Genomic DNA, 18,110 nt, shown 5'->3' on the forward strand with positions numbered 1-18,110 from the left:
GCTCAGCCCGGCAGGCGCACGGGCATGAGCAGGTAGGTGTGGTCCGACTCGACGGGCGCGATGGCGCCGTCGGCGCCCGGCTCGGGGAGGGTCTCGGGTGCGGGTCGCAGGACTGCGGGGCGGCTGGGCTGCGTGAACCCGAACGCGACGCGGGCGGAGTGGATGCTGCCCAGGCCATCGAGCAGGTAGCCGGGGTTGAAGGCGATGGTCAGCGGCTCGCCGACGAAGTCCACCGGGAGCGACTCGTTGGCCTGCGCGGCGTCGTCCCCGCCGGCCGAGAGCGCGAGTTCGCCCTCGCTGAACGCCATGCGGACCTGGACGCCGCGGTCGGCGACGAGCGCGACACGCTTGATCGCCTGCACGAGGGCGTCGACCTCGACGACCGCGACGGACGTGTGCTGGGGCGGCAGCAGCTGCCGGACCTTGGGGAACTCGGCGTCGAGCAGGCGGGTGGTGGTGCGCTGACCGGAGACCAGCACACCGAGGATGCCCTCGGCCCCGACGTTGGAACCCGCCCCGAGGCTGAGGTCGACTCGACCACCGTGTCCGGCCGAGCGGGTGACCTCGGACAGCGCCTTGGCCGGGATGAGCACCTCGACGGTGACGTCCTCGCGAGCCGGCTCCCAGTCGAACTCCCGGATGGCCAGGCGGAACCGGTCGGTCGCGATGAGCGTGACCCGGGTGCCCTTGATCTCCATACGGATGCCGGTGAGCATCGGGAGGGTGTCGTCCTTGCCGGCCGCGACGACGACCTGGCCCACGGCCTCCGAGAACGCGTCGACCTCGGCGGAGCCGGTGACCTCCGGCATGGCCGGAAGCTGCGGGTAGTCCTCGACCGGCATGGTCGGGAGGGTGAACTTCGCGGAGCCGCAGGTGATGTACATCTTCTGCGCGGTGACCACCACCTCGACCGGGCGGTCGGGCAGGGCGCGGGCGATGTCGGCCAACAGCCGCCCGGACACCAGCGTGCTGCCCGGCTCGGACACCTCCGCGGGTACCGAGACCTGCGCTGACGTCTCGTAGTCGAACCCCGAGATCGTCAGACCCGAGTCCGCCTCGAGCAGGACGCCGCCGAGGATCGGCACCGACGGCCGCGAGGGCAGCGTGCGGGCGACCCAGGCCACGGAGTCCGCGAAGTCCTCGCGGGTGACGCGGAACGTCGGATCCGTGATCTCCATCGATGACCTCTTTCAGGCGGGGCGGATACCGGCTGCCGGTATCTGGACGAGTGGTCTGTTTCGGGGGTCGTGCCGTACGTGCACGCCGCGGTCGGCGGAACGTCTCCATGAGGGTAACCGCTCGCACCGACAGTGGGCACACGGAGTCGGCGTAACCGGTCAAGCAGGCTCGCCGTTCCACATCCCTACTTCTTACAAGAACTCTCAAGAGAGATAAGAGGTAGTAGTAGGTCCTGTGAAATTGTGAGCCGAGACCTGTAATCACAGGTCTCGGCGGATTTCGTCGTGTGAACGCGTCTGTCGATTCTTGTGATTTGGTCGAGCGCCCCGGTGGAATCACAAGACTCCGTCCACCCTCTGTCCACCGTCGGTCCACAAGATCCCACAGCTTTGTCCACAGCTGTGAACGATGTGACGAAGGGGGTCGCGGGGGGTCTCAGTTGTGTCGCGACGCGGTCGCGGGCGCCGTGACATGACGGGCGCAGGCAACGGGATACGACGTTCCCGGGGCGGATGACAGGGGTCGCGGCGACGCGGCGACCCGCGCGCACGACGAATCAGCCCGTATGAGGGGAAGGGGGACGGTACGAGGGGCCCTCAGAGCGAGCGGGAGCGCTCCTTGATCCGGGCGGTGAGCTCCTGGATCTGATCGTAGGTACGCCGGTCGTCCTTGATCTCCTTGAGGATCTTGCGCTGGGCGTACATGACCGTGGTGTGGTCCTTGCCGCCGAAGGTGACGCCGATCTTGGGGAGGGAGAGGTCGGTGAGTTCGCGGCAGAGGTACATGGCGATCTGCCGCGCCCGGGAGAGCGACCGGGTCTTGGACGTTCCGCACAGTTCGTCGATGCTCGTGGAGAAGAACTCGGCGGTCACCGCCATGATGGTCGCCGCGGAGATCTGTAGCGAATCGTCGTCGGAGACCACGTCGCGCAGAACGATCTCGGCGAGCGGCACGTCGATCTCGTGCCCGTTGAGGGACGCGAACGCCACCACACGGATGAGCGCGCCCTCGAGTTCGCGGATGTTGCGCTGGACGCGGGTGGCGATGAGCTCGAGGACGTCCCGGGGGACGACGTAGTTCTCGGACTTCGCCTTCTTGTCCAGGATCGCGATGCGTGTCTCGAGCTCGGGCGGCTGGATGTCGGTGATCAGCCCCCACTCGAACCGCGTACGTAGTCGGTCCTCGAGGGGCTGCAGCTGCTTGGGCGGCCGGTCGGAGGAGATCACGATCTGCTTCTGCGCGTTGTGGATCGTGTTGAAGGTGTGGAAGAACTCCTCCTGGACCTGCTCCTTGCCGATCAGGAACTGGATGTCGTCCACCAGCAGGATGTCCGCCTCGCGGTACCGCTTCTTGAACATGTTCTGGCGGCCGTCGCGGACGGAGTTGATGAAGTCGTTGGTGAACTCCTCGGTCGAGACGTACTTGACCTTCTGTTCGGAGTACATGCGCAACGAATAGTGCCCGATGGCGTGGAGCAGGTGAGTCTTGCCGAGACCGGATTCGCCCCAGATGAACAGGGGGTTGTACGCACGGGCGGGCGCCTCGGCCACGGCGAGTGCGGCGGCCCTGGCGAACCTGTTGGAGTTGCCCTGGACGAACGCGCTGAAGGTGTAGCGCTCGTTGAGGCCGGGGGCCGTCGCGGCGGACAGCGCCTCGTCGCGGTCGCTGCCGTGGAGGAGTCGCTCGGCGGCGATCTGTTCCTCGGTCATCCGCCGGGGCCGTGTGGTGGCCGGCGGGTGCTCCTCCTCGGCGGCCGGGCGATGGATCTCGTCGGCGTCGATGACCTGGTCGTCCTGGTCGTCGGTGGGCGGTTGCCCGCCGGCCAGGGAGGTGTCGACCTTTACGGCGAGGTCGACGGGCTCGCCGAGCTGCGCGCTCAGGGCGCGGGTGATGGGTCCGCGCAGGACGGATTCGATGTTGTCGCGGGCGAAGGCCGACGGCGCGGCGAGCATCGCGAAGCCGTTGACCACGGCGATCGGCTGGACGAGCCGGAGCCACGCCTGCTGCTGGCGGGACAGGGCCGGGTTGTCGTCACTGGCCAACTCGGGATCGGTGAGCCTGTCGAGGACGGCACTCCACACGTGTTCGAGTTCAGAAGACACGGTGGGTGGTCTCCTCTCGTCAGCGTGTCGGGCGATCCCGGCGGGCCGGGGGGCCGGCCAGGCCGGACACCACACTCTATCCACAGGCTCCGACCCAGGTCCACTGAGGTATCCACATGGTTGTCCACAGCTGTGGGATGACAGACTTCACCCACGGGCCGTGCGCAGGTGGAGGATCAGCGGCGAGGGATCGGTGGTACTGGTTCGGATCTGAGGTTATGTACAGCCCGGGGGGCTCGTTGGTGAATGACCGTAACAACACGTCCCAGCCAGGGGCAACCCTCAAGATCGACTGGAGGCCGGAAGTCAAGCATCGCGGCCGTGGGCGTGTCGAGATGTCCTGCGAAGTGGCGACGGTGGGACGAATGGGATTACACGGTTTGGTGGCCGGCGCGTGGTGCGCGTAATCTTGAACAGTCTGTCGTGCGCCCGCGGGCGTACGGCGCGTCGTGGTGCCGCCGACCCCGGTGATTCGACGACGTCTCGTACTCGAACAGGCGCTGGTCACGGCGCCGACTTCACGTGAGGAGCCAACCATGGCCAAGGGCAAGCGGACTTTCCAGCCGAACAACCGTCGTCGTGCCAAGGTGCACGGTTTCCGTCTCCGGATGCGCACGCGCGCCGGCCGTGGCATCGTCGGCGCCCGTCGTCGCAAGGGCCGCGCCTCGCTGACGGCCTGATCCCGGCCGGGGTGGCGCGTGCTTCCCAGGTCGCACCGGCTCCACCGTTCCGCTGATTTCGCGACGGTGGTGCGCAAGGGTGCCAGGAAGGGCCGCCGCACCATGGTCGTACACGCCCACGTGGACTCCTCGGATGTCCGCGTGGGCGGTCCGCGTTTCGGGCTCGTCGTGAGCAAAGCCGTCGGGGACTCGGTGACACGCCACCGGGTCAGCCGGCGGCTTCGTCATATCGCCGCCGAGGTGCTGGCGGACGTCGACCCGGACCTCATGGTCGTCGTGCGCGCGAACCCGGCGTCGGCGACGGCGCCTCACGCCGATCTGGTGCGGGATATGAGAACCGGGTTGGCCGCGGCGGCGTCGCGGGCTCGGGGGTCATCGTGACCCGGGGCCGGCCGGGACCCGTGGCACGGGTCCTGTTGTGGATGCTGGACTTCTATCAGAAGGGCATCTCGCCGCTCACCCCCCCGAGCTGCCGCTTCGAGCCGACGTGCAGCGCGTACGCCGTCGAGGCCGTGCGTGTCCACGGCGCCTGGTACGGCACCTGGCTGTCTGTGTGGCGCCTGCTGCGCTGCGGCCCGTGGACGCCCGGCGGGTGGGACCCGGTCCCGGAGCCACGCGCGCCCGATCCTCCGGACGGGCATGACGCGCACGACCACAATTCACGAACGTAGCTAGGACTCACACACCCATGTCGTTCATCACCAACCCGCTGGTCTATTACCCGATCTCCGGGATCCTCTGGTTCTGGCACAAGATCTTCGCCTTCCTCGGGGGGCTACTCCCCTGGGTCGAGGCGCCGGACTCCAACGGCGTCATCTGGGCGCTGTCGGTGATCTTCCTCGTCGTCACGCTGCGTGCGTTGCTGTTCTGGCCGGCGGCCAAGCAGATCCGCTTCTCCCGCAAGATGCAGGAGCTGCAGCCCAAGATGAAGGAGCTGCAGAAGCGGTACAAGAACGACCGCGAGAAGCTCGCCGTCGAGACCCGCAAGCTGCAGAAGCAGGAGGGCTTCAACCCTCTGCTGGGCTGCCTGCCCATGCTCATCCAGATCCCGGTGTTCCTGGGCCTGTTCCACGTGCTGCGCTCGTTCAACCGGATGGGTGAGCAGTTCGGCGCGCTGGGGATGACGGCCGAGGAGACGCGCAACACGGGCAACTACGTGTTCAACGCGGACGAGGTCCAGAGCTTCCTCGACGCCCGCCTGTTCGGCGCCCCGCTGTCGTCGTTCATCTCGCAGCCGGTCGAGCAGTTCCAGGCCTTCGTCGAGCCGGGCGCCGCGCTGGACTTCGCCCGATGGAACATCATCCTGGTCGCCGTCCCGCTGATGATCATCTCGGCGGTCACGACCCACTTCAACGCCCGTGTGTCGCTGTCGCGCCAGTCGCCGGAGGCGGCCGCGAACCCGCAGGCGAAGATCATGAACCAGCTGATGCTGTGGGCGTTCCCCATCGGCATCCTGGTGACCGGCGCGTTCTGGCCGATGGCGATCCTCGTCTACATGGTCACCAACAACCTGTGGACGCTGGGCCAGCAGTACTTCCTGTACGAGAGGATGGCCAAGGAGGACGACGCCGCCGCGCTGGCGCGCCGTGAGGAGCAGAAGGCCCTCGCCCCGCGCGTCGGGGTGAAGCCGGTCAACCCCAAGAAGGGCCGTGGGAGCGGGTCGGCCGCCGCGTCGGGTACCGCCGTGGCCACCGCGCCCACCGTGGGCGCGGATGAGGCGAAGGGGGACGACGACGAGGTGGTCCCGCCGAAGGCCGCTCCCGCCTCTCCCTCGCCGAGCGGGCCCCGCCCGGGGCAGCGCCCACAGGCGCCGGGCGGTCAGCGGAGTAGGCCGGCTCAGAAGGCCTCCGGATCGCGGCCCAAGAACAAGAAGAAGAAAAAGAAACGGTGACCCGGTAGGGCACGCCACTGGACGAGGTCCCCGATGCTCCGGCGTCGGGGACCTTGTCCCATACTTGGGGTAGATACTCGTCGGCTCATGTGGGTACGGCGATCGGCGGTCACGACGGAGGCGGGTCCATGTCCAAGAGGAGCATCGAGGTGTCCGAGGAACGATTGGTCGAGGAGGGCGAGGTTGCCGGTGACTATCTCGAGCAGTTCCTCGACATCCTGGACTTCGACGGGGACATCGACCTGGATGTCGAGGGCGACCGCGCGGTCGTGAACATCGTTGGGGGCGACGATCTCGACACGCTCGTGGGTCCGGACGGCGCGGTGCTCGATGCGATCCAGGAGCTGACCCGTCTGGCCGTCCAGCAGGAGTTGGGTGACCGGAGTCGGCTGATGCTCGACATCGCCGGATGGCGCGAGGCCAAGCGGGAGGCGTTGACCGATGCCGGTCGTGTCGCCGCCCAGCGGGTGCTCGAGTCCGGAGAGTCGGAGGAGCTGGAACCGATGACCCCGTTCGAGCGGAAGATCATCCACGATGCGATCGCGGAGATCGACGGGGTCACGTCGGACTCGACCGGCGTCGAGCCGAACCGCCGGGTGGTCGTCCTGCCGGAGTGAGGCGGTGAGGACCCGACAGGGGTGCGAGTCGAGCGGCTCGCACCCCTGTCGCGTGTCCGGGGAAGAATGACAACGATGTAGTTCGATGTTTCACGTGAAACCGGGCCTGGGCCCGATGGAGGTAGCGCAACGCCATGACCGACGACACCACTGACGAAACGACACGTGACAGCGGCCTGGGCGGCGTGCCCGCAGGCGCCGCGGACGTGTTCGGCGAGCGTCTCCCACTGGCGATCCGGTACGTCGAGTTCCTCGGAACCGCGGGACTGGGGCGCGGTCTGATGGGGCCGCGCGAGCGTCCCCGTCTGTGGGATCGGCACGTCCTCAACTCGGCTGCGGCGGCGTCGGCACTCGAGGACGGGGAGGCGGTCGTGGACATCGGCAGCGGCGCCGGCCTGCCCGGGATCCCGCTCGCTCTCGCCCGACCGGATCTCCGCGTGACGCTCGTGGAACCGCTGCTGCGGCGCGTGACGTTCCTCGAGGAGATCATCGACGAGCTCGGTATCGACGTGCGAGTGGTGCGTGGCCGGGCGGAGGAGAAGGCCGTCATCGCGACGGCGGGGAATGCCGACGTCGTGACGTCCCGCGCGGTCGCGCCGCTGGCCAAGCTGGCCGGGTGGTCCGCTCCCCTACTCCGGGTCGGCGGGCGAATGGTCGCGCTGAAGGGTGAGTCCGCGGCAGACGAGGTCGAGCGGGATCGCGGGGCGCTCGCCAAGCTCGGTTTCGAGGGGCTTCGCGTCGAGACCGTAGCCGCCCCCGATGCCGAGCCGACGAGGCTGGTGATCGGCAGTCTGGCGACTAGGATGGGACACCGTGGCTCGCGATCTCGCGGGGGAGGACGACGCGGCCGGTGACCGGCCCGGGCATCCGGCCCGGGATCGTGTCGGTTTCACGTGAAACACTGACTCCACGGGCAGCGGATGCTGCACCGCCGGTGTCCATGATGGAAGTCGAAAGGTGACGGATGTCCGACGACGAGACCCCGATTTTCGCGGCTGCGAGGCAGGCGAACGAGGTGCTCCACGGGGATGCCCCCGCGCTCCCCCGGCCTGAGACGCCGCGCATCATCACGATCGCCAACCAGAAGGGCGGCGTCGGGAAGACGACGTCCACCGTCAATCTCGCCGCAGCGCTGGCTCTCGGTGGGCTCGGCGTCCTCGTCATCGACATGGACCCTCAGGGGAATGCGAGCACGGCTCTCGGTGTGGACCACCGCGAGGGGACGCCGTCGAGCTACGAGCTGCTGATGTGGGAGGCCTCGATCGAGGACCTCATGCAGAAGAGCCCGCACGCCGAGCGGTTGTACTGCATCCCCGCGACCATCGATCTCGCGGGCTCGGAGATCGAGCTCGTCGGCCTGCCCCACCGGGAGCGGAGGCTGGCCGAGGTCCTTCACCCCGACGATCTCCGGCTGCTCGGGATCGACTACGTCTTCCTCGACTGCCCGCCGTCCCTGGGCCTGCTCACCGTTAACGCGATGGTGGCGGCGAGCGAGGTGCTCATCCCCATTCAGTGCGAGTACTACGCACTGGAGGGTGTGGGGCAGCTGCTGCGCAACGTCGAGCTGATTCAGCAGCACCTCAACACCGAGCTCGAGATCTCGACGATCATGCTCACGATGTATGACGGCCGGACGAAGCTGGCCGAGCAGGTCGCGGGCGAGGTACGGAACCACTTCGGGGACACGGTGCTGCGGACGGTCATTCCTCGGAGCGTCAAGGTGTCGGAGGCGCCGGGTTTCGGGATGACCATTCTCCAGTACGACGCGGGATCCCGAGGTGCCCTGGCCTACCTCGACGCCGCCCGCGAGATCAACGGCCGGGGCGTCACCAGCCGGGGCGCAAGCGACCGGGGGCCGGACGACCGGGGGGCGAGTAGCCCGGGTGGCGATACGACGACTGACGAGTTGGTGGGCATCCCCGCCCCCGGCATGAGCGCGGACGAAACGCGTCCGGAGGAGAGTCGATGAGTCAGCAACGCAAGGGTGGTCTCGGACGTGGGCTGGCGGCCCTGATCCCGACCGGACCCGAGGACGGCCCGCGGCTCGGTAGCGACGCGGCCGACGTGATCCTGGGCCCCCGCGCCGGCGGTCCCCGTACCTCTCCCCCGCGCCCCCGTCGCGCGGCTGCGGATACCGCGGCGCCGGCGGAGTCCGCCGGCGATGCCGGAGCGTCCCGTGCGGGCCGCGCCGAATCCTCGGCGTCCGCAGGAGGGGGTCGTGAGCGGGGCGCTGTTTCACGTGAAACGCCGACCGGCGAGCGCGGCGAGCGTACGAGCGAGGTTTCACGTGAAACCGCTGACCTGGTCGATCCGGGCGCGGTCTACCGGGAGATCTCGCCGAGCGACATCGACCCGAACCCCAAGCAGCCGCGGACCTACTTCGACGAAGAGGCGCTCGCCGAACTCGCGCACTCCGTGAAGGAGTTCGGCCTACTGCAGCCGATTGTCGTCCGTGAGATGTCCGGCGGCCGGTATCAGCTCATCATGGGCGAGCGCCGCTGGCGCGCGAGCCAGCGGGCCGAGCTCGCGACGATCCCCGCGATCGTCCGTCAGACGGAGGACGAGGACCTCCTCCGCGACGCCCTGCTCGAGAACATCCACCGAGTGCAGCTCAATCCCCTGGAGGAGGCGGCCGCGTACCAGCAGCTGCTCGACGAGTTCAACGTGACGCAGTCCGAGCTCGCCAACCGGATCGGGCGGTCCAGGCCGGCCATCACGAACAGTATCCGTCTCCTCCAGCTCCCCACGGCGGTCCAGCGCAGGGTTGCCGCAGGCGTCCTGTCCGCAGGGCACGCCCGCGCGCTCCTCGGGCTGGAGGCGGGCGCGGCCGCGCAGGACGAGCTCGCCGCGAGGATCGTCGCGGAGGGCTTGTCCGTCCGCGCCACGGAGGAGATCGTCACTCTGGCCAACCGTGATGCCGGAGATGCCGAGGAGAAGCCGAAGCCCGCTCCCCGCGGTCGTCGGAGGGACCCCGAGCTCGAGGCGGTGGCCGGTCGACTGTCCGACCGCTTCGAGACCTCGGTGTCGGTGACGATGGGTCGCCGCAAGGGCCGCATCACGATCGATGTCGGGGACGCGGACGACCTGGCGCGTGTCCTCTCTCTACTCGAGGGCGGGTCGACCGGTACGACACGATGATCTCGATTCGTTCGTTGGACCTGTCCGCCGTGGACCATCTCGGCCCGCGGGCCCGGCGTTGCGTCTATTGGCAGACGGACGGCGAGTCGACGAGTGGCTCCCCCGGGGATCCGGAGTTCGAGAAGGAGGCTTGGATCTCCCATGTCTCGCTCGAGTGGGGCGTGTGCGGACAGATCGCCCGGGCCGCCGACAAACCCGCGGCGGCGGCGTTCTACGCGCCCCCGGGGATGATTCCCCGAGCGTCCTGCTTCCCGACCTCACCGGTCGGCGCCGACGCGATCCTCCTGGCGGGGATGAGCGTCGAGGATGGCGCCCCCGCCGGAGTCCTCACCTCGCTCCTCGACGCGGTCGTGGTGGACCTGCGGAGTCGCGGCATCAAGGCCATCGAGGCCTTCGGGGTAACGTCCGAGGACACGGGCGAGATAGCGTCACGTGACACGTGCGGCGCGGACTCGTGCGTGCCGGCGACGAGCTTCCTCATCGAGCACGGGTTCACCATCATCGCGCCGCACGAGACCCATCCGAGGCTCCGCCTCGATATCCAGAGCGAGCACCTGTGGAAGGCGGATGTCGAGCGCGCGCTCGATCAACTGTTCGCGGAACACGGCTTCGCCACCCGCCGGGTCGGTGTCCTGTCGGGGGCGTCGGCTCGGGCGTGATGCCCGGCCGGCCGTGATGCCCGGCCGGGCCGGGTGACGCGTGTGCGGGCCCAGCCCGCCGGGCTCAGCTACGCTGGCGCTGCTCGTAGTCGATGAGGTCGTCGACGGACATCGACCCGGTGGGATGGTCGTCCTCGTCGAGCAGATAGAGGCGCTTGACGCCCACGAGGATCGAATCGATGATCGTGTCCTGCGCGTCCCGGTCCCCCAGGATGGCGAGGTCGCCGGCGTTGTGGGCGTACCCGAGGTAGATCTGCACGGACGGCATCCGGGTCATCCGCAACAGGGGCCAGCTGCGGCCGTGCGTGCGGCAGTCCCGCAGCTCGGTGCGGCTGACGATCTCCCGCTGGGTGAAGCCCGACAGCGCCTCGCCGAGCATGGACTCCGCGCCCAGCGAGTTACCGAAGTAGAAGGTCGCCACGCCGTTGCCCACGGGGTTGGGATGGCGGTCGAGCCGCAGAGAGATGACGAGGTCGGCGTTGAAGGCGTTGGCGATCTCCGCGCGCTCGGGATCGGTGGGGATCATGGCCTCGGGCCGCGAGAGGAAGACCTCCACGCCGGCCTGGTTCATCCGCTCGGAGAGTCGGCGGGTGATGTCCCACAGGAGCTCGGCATCCGTGATCGTTCCGTTCGGGGTCTCGATGCGGATCGGGTTCTCGGACCCGCTGGGGCCGGGATCGAGCACGATCCGCTTGCCGGCGAGCATCGGACCGGAGGTGCGGGCGCGCTCCTTCTCCACGAGGGACGCCATGTCGCCGCCCTTGAAGAGGGTCGAGAAGCGGTTGATGGTGTCGAGGGTCTCGGCGCCCACGACGCCGTCCGCCTCGAGGGCGCAGTCCCGCTGGAAGTCGGTGACCGCAGCGTGGGTGAGGGCGCCGAAGGTCCCGTCGACGAGACCGGCGTAGAAACCGAGCTCCCCGAGCCGGCGCTGGAGCTGGGCGACGTCGTCCCCGGCCATGGGCTTGGAGACGATGTAGCTCAGATCCCGCGTCCCCAGGACGTGGCTGGCGTCGTCGAGGGCGGCCTGGGTCGCCGGACCCACGATCCCGTCGGAGATCAGCCCACGGGCCTGCTGGAAGGCCAGAACGGCCGTCTCGAGATCGGCGTCGAACACCGCGTCGGTCCGGGCGAGGACCGAACCGGTCTCCGGCTCGGTGACCCCGACCGAATCGATGTTGTGAAGCAGGCCCATCCCAGCGAGGGTGGCCCGGATCGCGGCCACCTCGGGCCCGCGGTCACCACGCCTCCACGCCATGGGTTCCTCCCGCTCTCTCGAGTTACGTACTCGAATGAACTTACCGCCTCACCCACCCGAGTGCCGTTCCCGCGCCGCGCGGCGGGGGACGGCTCAGGGGGTCTCTCAGCAGCTTCTTGCGGGACCCTCAGGAACCCAGGACGTCGCTGAGCTCCGAGCGCAGGGCCGACTTGGACTTCGCGCCGGTGAGGCGCTTCACGGGCTGTCCCTCGGAGAACAGCAGGAGCGCGGGGATCGCGGTGATCTGGTACTCGGCGGCCAGCTCCTGGTTGGCCTCGACGTCCACCTTGGCGACGGTGAGCTTGTCGGCCTCGGCGCCCGCGAGTTCGTTGAGGACCGGCGCCATCATGGTGCACGGGCGGCACCAGGTGGCCCAGAAGTCCACGAGCACCGGCTTGGAGGCGCTGGCGGCGAGGACGGCGTCGGCGAAGTCGGCCTCGGTGACGTCGACGATGTTGGGGGTGTCGGCCATGATGGCGGTCCTTTCGGTGGAGGTTCGGGTGGCTGTGGTCAGGCCTGCTCGGCGAGCCAACGCTCGGCGTCGATCGACGCCGAGCAGCCGGAACCGGCGGCGGTGATGGCCTGGCGGTAGCGCTTGTCGACGAGATCGCCGCAGGCGAAGACCCCGGGGATGGAGGTGGCGGTGGTCTGGCCGGTGAGGACGTAGCCGTCCTCGTCCACCTCGACCTGGTCGCGCACGAGCTCCGACCGCGGGTCGTGGCCGATCGCCACGAACATCGCGGCGGTCTCGAGCTCACTCGTCTCCCCGGTGACCGTGTTGCGCAGGCACAGCTTCTCGACCGAGCCGGTGCTGCCGGCGACGACCTGGTCGACGGTCGTGTTGAGGATAAAGGAGATCTTCTCGTTCTCGCGGGCCCGCTCGAGCATGATCTTCGACGCGCGGAACTCCTCGCGGCGATGAACGATCGTCACCGAGGAGCCGAATTTGGTGAGGAAGGTCGCCTCCTCCATGGCCGAGTCGCCGCCGCCGACCACCACGATGGGCTTGTCGCGGAAGAAGAAGCCGTCGCAGGTGGCGCAGGAGCTCACGCCGCGGCCGAGGTACTCCTGCTCCCCCGGGACGCCGAGGTAGCGGGCGGCCGCGCCCATCGCGAGGATGACGGCGCGGGCACGGTGTTCCTCCTCGCCGACGCGGACGATCTTCACGTCGCCGGCCAGGTCCATCGACGTGACGTCCTCCATCCGGAGGTCGGCGCCGAACCGCTCGGCCTGCTCGCGCATCTGCATCATGAGGTCCGGGCCCATCATGCCCTCGGCGAAGCCCGGGAAGTTCTCCACGTCGGTGGTGGTCATGAGCGCACCACCGAACTGCGACCCCTCGAAGACCACCGGCTTGAGCTCGGCCCGCGCGGAGTAGATGGCGGCGGTGTAGCCGGCCGGGCCGGATCCGACGATGATGACGTCGTGGACGGTGTCGCTCATGAGTTCTCGGGGCTCCTCGGGGTGGGCGGTCGATGGGGAGGGTGGCGGACCTGCACCACCGTGTCAGGCCTACTCACCAGGGCTCAACACGCGGGTGGGGCGGCTTGTTCCCCCAGTGTCCCCGGTCTCCCCCTCACGCGGTGAGGGTGACCCCCTCGAGGAGGACGGCGAGCTTGGCGCGGCCGCGGGCGCACCGGCTCTTGATGGTGCCCGGGGGGACGTTGAGCAGGTGGCTGGCCTCGGCCACGGTGCACCGCAACATGTCGACGACGACGACGGCGTCGCGCTGATCGTCGGGCAGGCCCGCCAGCGCCTCGGCGACGATGATCGCGTAGGCGGGATCCTGGTGGAAGTGATCGCGCAGGGTGACCTGCTCGTGCAGTGACGGGGTGAGCTGCGTATGGGTACGCAGGCGTTGGGCGCGCATCTTGTCCAGGCACGCGTTGACCACGATCCGGTAGAGCCATCCCTGGACGGGGCAGGCGTGCTTGAACGTGTCCGCCTTGCGGTACGCCGAGACGAGGGCCTCCTGGAGGGCCTCCGCGGCGTCATCGCGGTTGAACGACGTCCGGATGGCCAGCCGCCACAGGTAGTCGTAGTGACGGCGGACGAGCGCGGAGAACGCGTCCGGATCGCCGGCGACGTGCGCGTCGATCAACTCCGAGTCCGTCAGCGGGGACTCCGCCCGCAGGGACGCACGCGTCGTCGCCGGGGCGGGGGTGACGGTGGCACCGGTGTTCACGGGCGTCACGGTAACCCGGTGCCTCGGCCGGTGGGGGTGCCACCTCGGCGCCGGGCGGGTCAGCGGGTGAGCTCGACCTCGGTGATCTCGGCGTCGTAGGCCTGGGCACCGGACGTGCCGAGCCGGGTGATCCACACGAGGAGGTACCGCGACTCCTCGGGCTCGTCGATCGTCACGGTCGCCTCGCCGTCGCGGACGGTGCCCGTCCCGAGCCGGGTGGTCTCGTCGAGGGAGCTCGGCGTCGCGGTGGGCGACGAGCGCACCTCGAAGCGCACGTCGTCGTCATCGGAGTGCAGGACGACCCGCCGGACCTCCTGCGCGTCGTCGAGGGTGAACATCAGCCCGATTCCCGGCTTGTAGGCCGACGGCGAGTCACCGATCTGCGCGCGGTAGGTGTCGCTCGACCACGAGGTGGACCGGTCACCGTCGGCCACGTTCGGCGCGCTCGCGGAGTTCTCCGCCGTGCCGGCCGAGGACGCCGGTTGCCAGGTCGTCACGGTCGAGACCCCGACCGGGGTGTCCGGGGTGCCCTGCTCGGTCTCCTCCGCGTCCGCGTCCGCCGGATCCTCCGGCGCGGGCTCGGCCGTCTGGGACGCGCGGCTGGCCTGGGCGGCCCGCTCGATCGCGTCGAGCTGCTGCGACAGCGGGGTGTCGCTGCTCGCACCGCCGAAGCCGCCGAGCATCCAGGTGAGGATCAGCACGATCACCACGACCGCCGCGGCGAAGGTGCCCGCCATGATCTGCCAGCGTCGCTTCTGCGTCTCCGGGTCCGGCTCGGAATACGGCTCGGGATACGGCGCCGCGTACGCCGCACCCGCGGAACCCTCGACGGCACCCCCGACGGACGGGACGCCCGCCGGGCCCGGGCCCACCGGGCGGGTGACACGCGCGGCGCGCACCGGCCCGCCGACGCGGTCGGCAACCATGGACCTCACGGTGGCCGCCGAGCTCACCGACGACCCGTCGAGCGTCCGCATCGCCAGCACGGCGGACTCGGGCGAGACCCCGGCGCCGACCACCGTGGGATCGAGGACCTCGTCGTCGTCGCCCCTCGGGGCCTCCCCCGGGCGCCCGTCGGCCGGATCGTGCCGGTCGGACCCGTCGGGAAGGGGCAGCGGCCACGTCCCGGTGAGCAGCGCGTAGAGGACCGCGCCCAGACCCCGCACGTCGGCGCGGGCGTCCGCGCCCTCGCGCACTCCGGGGAAGGACAGGACGGCGCGCCCGTCCTCGGTGAGGCGGACCCGGTCCGGCGAGTCCAACCCGAGGGCGAGGCCGGCCTCCTCGGCGCGGGTCGCGGCGTCGGACAGGCCCCACACCGCGCCCACGGCGGAATCCGGGTCGGGTTCCGCGACGGCGGCGGCGAGACTGCGGCCCGGGATCCACTCGGTGACGACGATGCCGCCCGCGCGGCCGCGGATGACGTCGAGCACGCGCGCGAGGCCGTCGGAGTAGACGGACGTCAGGGCGACGGTCCGGTCGAGGACCCCGGTGGCCGAGCCCGGGGGCTGCTCGCCGGGAAGGGGGTCGACGAAGGTGAGGGCGACGAACCTGTCGAGGCGCCGGTCGCGGGCCTTCCAGAACGCCTGCCCGGCGACGCCGCCGCACGGCTCGAGCAGTTCGTACCGGCCACCGGAGACGAGGCCGCCGACGGTCAGACGAGGAGGAGTGGGGGAAGCGGACCCCACGGGGGCCCCGGTCTGATCGCCCACCCGCTGTCCTCCTCGCCTGGTGCGCCCGGCCTCCCGTCGGCCGCTCGTGATCCCTCGAGTGTACGTACCGCCCGCCCGGGGAATCGACTATCGCCTCAGACGCCCCACAAGGCCGCGGAGAACGGGGGTGATGGAGTCCAGTTCCGGCAGACGGGATCTCGACAGGACCAGCCCGGTGACCGCGAGGGTGAGGACACCGGCGAGCGCCGCGCGGAGCACGTAGCCGATGCTGCCGACGGCGTCGGTGAGCGCGTCCATCGGCAGCACCGTGTCCACCGCGAGGGCCACCAGGGCGCCGGCGACCGAGGCGCCGAGCGTCCACGCGGCGGACCGGAGGGTTTCCCGGCCGCGCAACGACCCGAGCTTCGAGCGGAGCAGGACGTACCCGGCCACCGCGCCGACGACCCAGCCGATGCCGTTGGCCAGGGCGAGGCCGATCACCACGTGCGAGCGCTCGTCCGCGACCGCGGGGACGAGGAGCGAGAGGACGACCCGGACGACGGTGATCGCGAGGATCATCACCGTGGGCGTCCAGTAGTCCTCACGGGCGTAGAAGACGCGCTGCTGCAGGAGTACGATCGCGTAGGGCACCAGGGTGAAGGCGCCGGCGGCCACGGTGAGGCCGAGGACCCGGGCGCTGTCGGCGTCGAAGTTGCCGTAGCGGAACAGGCCCGTGGCGATGGTCGGCCCGAACGCCGTCATGAAGGCGATGATCGGCAGGAGGCCGAACAGGGACAGCCGGGTGCCCAGCGAGATGTCGCGCACGACCGCGTCGTTCCGGCCGGCGACGCCGTTGTCCGCCAGGCGGGGGTTGATCGCCGTGAGCAGCGTGACGCCGATGATCCCGTACGGGACCTGCAGCAGCAGCCAATAGGTCTGGTAGATCGCGATGGCGGCCTCGTCGGCGGCGGCGCCGATGCGGTTGGTCATGACCAGACCGACCTGCGAGATGAGCACGTACGTCACGCCGGCCAGCGCGTGCCCGCCGAACTGCTTGATCCGCGGGTCGAGCCCCCACTGCGGGCGCAGGTCGACACCGGCGCGGCGCAGCGCGGGGACGAGGACGGCGGCCTGGACGACCACGCCGAGCGTCGTGCCCAGACCGAGCAGCAGGATCGGGCCGCTGAGCAGGTTGACCGGCGCCGCAGGGTCGATACCGCTGCCCACCACCGCGAACAGGGCGAGCGTGGCGATCGCGACGACGTTGTTCCACACCGGCGCCCACGCGCCGGGCCGGAAGACGCCGTTGTAGTTGAGCACCGCCAGCATCACGGAGAACACGCCGTAGAAGAAGATCTGCGGAAGCAGCAGGAACGCGAACGCGGTGGCCAGGTCGGTGTTGACCTCGCCGTCGCCGAGGTTGAGTTCGGTGAGCAGCGGCGCGCACGCCACGGCGAGCACCGTCGCGCCGAGCGCGAGCGCCGAGGTGACGGTGAGCAGGCGGCGGATGAAGGACACTCCCCCGTCCGCGTCCTCCTGCGCCGCCTTGGCCAGCAGCGGCATGAACATGGCCGTGAGCACCGAACCCAGCACGAGCTCGGTGATCATGTTGGGCAGCGTGTTGGCGGTGTTGAACGCCGACGCGACCGCGGGGCCCAGCACGGTGAGGATGAGGATCATCCGGACGAAGCCGGTGATACGGCTCGCGAGGTTGGCCACGGCCATCGAGCCCGTCGACCGCATCACGGACGCGTCGGACGAGTCGCGCGTGCGGCCCCCGGTCCCGCCCCCGGAGCGGGACTCGGAGGACCCGTCCGCGGACGTGCCGGCAGCCGGGGCCCCCGCGCCCACGGAGGCGGCCGTCATGGCTGGGGTAGGGATCGCGTCGGGGACGAACGAGTCGGCGACCGGCGGCGGCGACGCCGGGTCGGGCAGCACGCAGCTGCCCGACTCACGCCGCCTGGCCCTGAGGCCGGGATCCGGTCTGCGCAGTTCGGGTCCGGTGGACCCCTGCTCGTCGTTCACGGTCGGTGCCCTTCGTCCGCGGGGTCGAGGATGCCCCGACGGTAGCGCAGGTAACGCCGACCTCCGAGGACGAGGGCGAGCGCCGCCGCGGCCAACGCGAACGCCTGCGCGACCGGGTACCCGCCGGTCTGGACGGACAGTTCCACCGGCTCCGACAGCGGTCGGCCGTCGGGTCCGGTGAGCATGAAGGTCACGGCGTGCCGGGTGCCGCCCTCGGCGTCGGACTGGGTGGGCACCTGCAGGGTGCGCGATCCGCTTGCCGGGATCTGGACGACCCCCACCGGGTCCACCCGGATGTCCTCCGGGGCGGTCACCGTCACGCCGACGCGGACCGGGAACGGCAGGGCGTTGCGCGTCACGAGCAGGAGCGGGCTGTTGGGGCTGGCCATCGTGAAGACGCTGCCCGGCGGCAGGAGGTCGACGCGGTCGAGGGAGGCGCTCACCGTCTCCTCGAGCCGGTCGAGTCGCGCGGCGGACCGGGCCAGTGCGTCCTCGCCGGTCCCGGATCCGGGGTCCACACCGTCGCCGCCGGCCCGCCGCCCGGTCTCCGAGAGGACCCGCAGGGCGTCGGTGACCATCGGGTCGAGGTGATCCTGGGCGCCCGCGGAGGTCGGATCGGAGGTGTCGACCAACGAGCGGAGCGTGCCGACGGCCTCGAGGGCGGTGGCGATGCGCCGGTCCGCGCCGGCGGGGTCGGGCGCGCCGGGGTCGACCGCGCCGGTCGGATCCG

The 18,110-nt window shown here is 70.1% G+C and carries 18 protein-coding genes; 9 read left to right on the forward strand and 9 right to left on the reverse strand.

All coding sequences use genetic code 11. The features are described 5' to 3' along the window. Nucleotides 1-2: 2 nt before the first annotated feature. Entirely contained in the window at nt 3-1,178 is a 1,176-nt protein-coding gene (dnaN, locus tag HMPREF3086_RS04610) for a DNA polymerase III subunit beta (protein WP_070720417.1), read from the reverse strand. A 597-nt stretch (nt 1,179-1,775) separates the two neighbouring features. Next, nucleotides 1,776-3,281: a chromosomal replication initiator protein DnaA gene (gene dnaA, locus HMPREF3086_RS04615; protein WP_070720419.1), complete on the reverse strand. Its 1,506-nt coding sequence runs from the start codon at nt 3,279-3,281 to the stop codon at nt 1,776-1,778. Between the two features lie 536 nt (nt 3,282-3,817). Here dnaA and rpmH point away from each other — a divergent pair. The 9 genes from rpmH (at nt 3,818) to HMPREF3086_RS04660 (ending at nt 10,266) form a co-directional block, all read left to right on the forward strand. Further along, nucleotides 3,818-3,961 carry a 50S ribosomal protein L34 gene (gene rpmH / locus HMPREF3086_RS04620; RefSeq protein ID WP_007629603.1) on the forward strand — a complete coding sequence of 48 codons (144 nt, stop codon included), beginning with the start codon at nt 3,818-3,820 and terminating at the stop codon, nt 3,959-3,961. Between the two features lie 18 nt (nt 3,962-3,979). Further along, entirely contained in the window at nt 3,980-4,342 is a 363-nt protein-coding gene (gene rnpA, locus HMPREF3086_RS04625) for a ribonuclease P protein component (protein WP_043567366.1), read from the forward strand. A 20-nt stretch (nt 4,343-4,362) separates the two neighbouring features. Then, a complete protein-coding gene (gene yidD, locus HMPREF3086_RS04630) occupies nt 4,363-4,632 on the forward strand; it encodes a membrane protein insertion efficiency factor YidD (protein WP_061228202.1) in 270 nt (89 codons plus the stop codon). A gap of 17 nt (nt 4,633-4,649) precedes the next feature. Next, complete coding sequence (gene yidC / locus HMPREF3086_RS04635; RefSeq protein WP_070720420.1) at nt 4,650-5,852, forward strand: membrane protein insertase YidC; 1,203 nt, start codon at nt 4,650-4,652, stop codon at nt 5,850-5,852. 128 nt (nt 5,853-5,980) lie between these two features. Beyond that, entirely contained in the window at nt 5,981-6,469 is a 489-nt protein-coding gene (locus HMPREF3086_RS04640) for a Jag family protein (protein ID WP_070720422.1), read from the forward strand. 134 nt (nt 6,470-6,603) lie between these two features. Beyond that, complete coding sequence (rsmG, locus tag HMPREF3086_RS04645; RefSeq protein ID WP_070720423.1) at nt 6,604-7,323, forward strand: 16S rRNA (guanine(527)-N(7))-methyltransferase RsmG; 720 nt, start codon at nt 6,604-6,606, stop codon at nt 7,321-7,323. Nucleotides 7,324-7,433: 110 nt separating this feature from the next. Further along, entirely contained in the window at nt 7,434-8,438 is a 1,005-nt protein-coding gene (locus HMPREF3086_RS04650) for a ParA family protein (RefSeq protein ID WP_070720425.1), read from the forward strand. Next, a complete protein-coding gene (locus HMPREF3086_RS04655) occupies nt 8,435-9,607 on the forward strand; it encodes a ParB/RepB/Spo0J family partition protein (RefSeq protein ID WP_070720426.1) in 1,173 nt (390 codons plus the stop codon). The genes HMPREF3086_RS04650 and HMPREF3086_RS04655 overlap by 4 nt, the downstream gene beginning before the upstream one ends. After that, a complete protein-coding gene (locus HMPREF3086_RS04660; protein ID WP_061228197.1) occupies nt 9,604-10,266 on the forward strand; it encodes a hypothetical protein in 663 nt (220 codons plus the stop codon). Before HMPREF3086_RS04655 ends, HMPREF3086_RS04660 begins: the two co-directional genes overlap by 4 nt. Before the next feature lie 64 nt (nt 10,267-10,330). Here HMPREF3086_RS04660 and HMPREF3086_RS04665 read toward each other — a convergent pair whose 3' ends face one another. The 7 genes from HMPREF3086_RS04665 to HMPREF3086_RS04695 form a co-directional block, all read right to left on the reverse strand. Then, nucleotides 10,331-11,521: an N-acetylmuramoyl-L-alanine amidase gene (locus HMPREF3086_RS04665; RefSeq protein WP_070720428.1), complete on the reverse strand. Its 1,191-nt coding sequence runs from the start codon at nt 11,519-11,521 to the stop codon at nt 10,331-10,333. A gap of 127 nt (nt 11,522-11,648) precedes the next feature. After that, nucleotides 11,649-11,993 (reverse strand): thioredoxin, encoded by a 345-nt coding sequence (gene trxA, locus HMPREF3086_RS04670; protein WP_007629616.1) that lies wholly within the window; start codon nt 11,991-11,993, stop codon nt 11,649-11,651. A gap of 38 nt (nt 11,994-12,031) precedes the next feature. Then, nucleotides 12,032-12,964 (reverse strand): thioredoxin-disulfide reductase, encoded by a 933-nt coding sequence (gene trxB, locus HMPREF3086_RS04675; protein ID WP_007629618.1) that lies wholly within the window; start codon nt 12,962-12,964, stop codon nt 12,032-12,034. A gap of 133 nt (nt 12,965-13,097) precedes the next feature. Next, complete coding sequence (sigM, locus tag HMPREF3086_RS04680; RefSeq protein WP_083324304.1) at nt 13,098-13,715, reverse strand: RNA polymerase sigma factor SigM; 618 nt, start codon at nt 13,713-13,715, stop codon at nt 13,098-13,100. A gap of 50 nt (nt 13,716-13,765) precedes the next feature. After that, entirely contained in the window at nt 13,766-15,415 is a 1,650-nt protein-coding gene (locus tag HMPREF3086_RS04685; RefSeq protein ID WP_070720430.1) for a protein kinase family protein, read from the reverse strand. Between the two features lie 87 nt (nt 15,416-15,502). Next, on the reverse strand, nt 15,503-17,380 hold the full coding sequence (murJ, locus tag HMPREF3086_RS04690) for a murein biosynthesis integral membrane protein MurJ (RefSeq protein ID WP_070720433.1): 1,878 nt from the start codon (nt 17,378-17,380) through the stop codon (nt 15,503-15,505). Then, nucleotides 17,377-18,110, reverse strand: a 734-nt coding sequence (locus HMPREF3086_RS04695; RefSeq protein ID WP_305790928.1) for a DUF6049 family protein, incomplete at its 5' end; no start/stop codon positions are given. The genes murJ and HMPREF3086_RS04695, both read right to left, overlap by 4 nt.

Source organism: Dietzia sp. HMSC21D01, from assembly GCF_001815995.1.
GTDB classification, from domain to species: Bacteria; Actinomycetota; Actinomycetes; order Mycobacteriales; family Mycobacteriaceae; genus Dietzia; species Dietzia cinnamea.

Excerpts from the sequence above, each read along its gene's own strand:
- dnaN (WP_070720417.1), bottom strand. The coding sequence starts at position 1,178 with ATGGAGATCACGGATCCGACGTTCCGCGTCACCCGCGAGGACTTCGCG.
- rpmH (WP_007629603.1), top strand. The coding sequence starts at position 3,818 with ATGGCCAAGGGCAAGCGGACTTTCCAGCCGAACAACCGTCGTCGTGCC.
- yidC (WP_070720420.1), top strand. The coding sequence starts at position 4,650 with ATGTCGTTCATCACCAACCCGCTGGTCTATTACCCGATCTCCGGGATC.
- HMPREF3086_RS04640 (WP_070720422.1), top strand. The coding sequence starts at position 5,981 with ATGTCCAAGAGGAGCATCGAGGTGTCCGAGGAACGATTGGTCGAGGAG.
- rsmG (WP_070720423.1), top strand. The coding sequence starts at position 6,604 with ATGACCGACGACACCACTGACGAAACGACACGTGACAGCGGCCTGGGC.
- HMPREF3086_RS04650 (WP_070720425.1), top strand. The coding sequence starts at position 7,434 with ATGTCCGACGACGAGACCCCGATTTTCGCGGCTGCGAGGCAGGCGAAC.
- HMPREF3086_RS04655 (WP_070720426.1), top strand. The coding sequence starts at position 8,435 with ATGAGTCAGCAACGCAAGGGTGGTCTCGGACGTGGGCTGGCGGCCCTG.
- HMPREF3086_RS04660 (WP_061228197.1), top strand. The coding sequence starts at position 9,604 with ATGATCTCGATTCGTTCGTTGGACCTGTCCGCCGTGGACCATCTCGGC.
- HMPREF3086_RS04665 (WP_070720428.1), bottom strand. The coding sequence starts at position 11,521 with ATGGCGTGGAGGCGTGGTGACCGCGGGCCCGAGGTGGCCGCGATCCGG.
- trxA (WP_007629616.1), bottom strand. The coding sequence starts at position 11,993 with ATGGCCGACACCCCCAACATCGTCGACGTCACCGAGGCCGACTTCGCC.
- trxB (WP_007629618.1), bottom strand. The coding sequence starts at position 12,964 with ATGAGCGACACCGTCCACGACGTCATCATCGTCGGATCCGGCCCGGCC.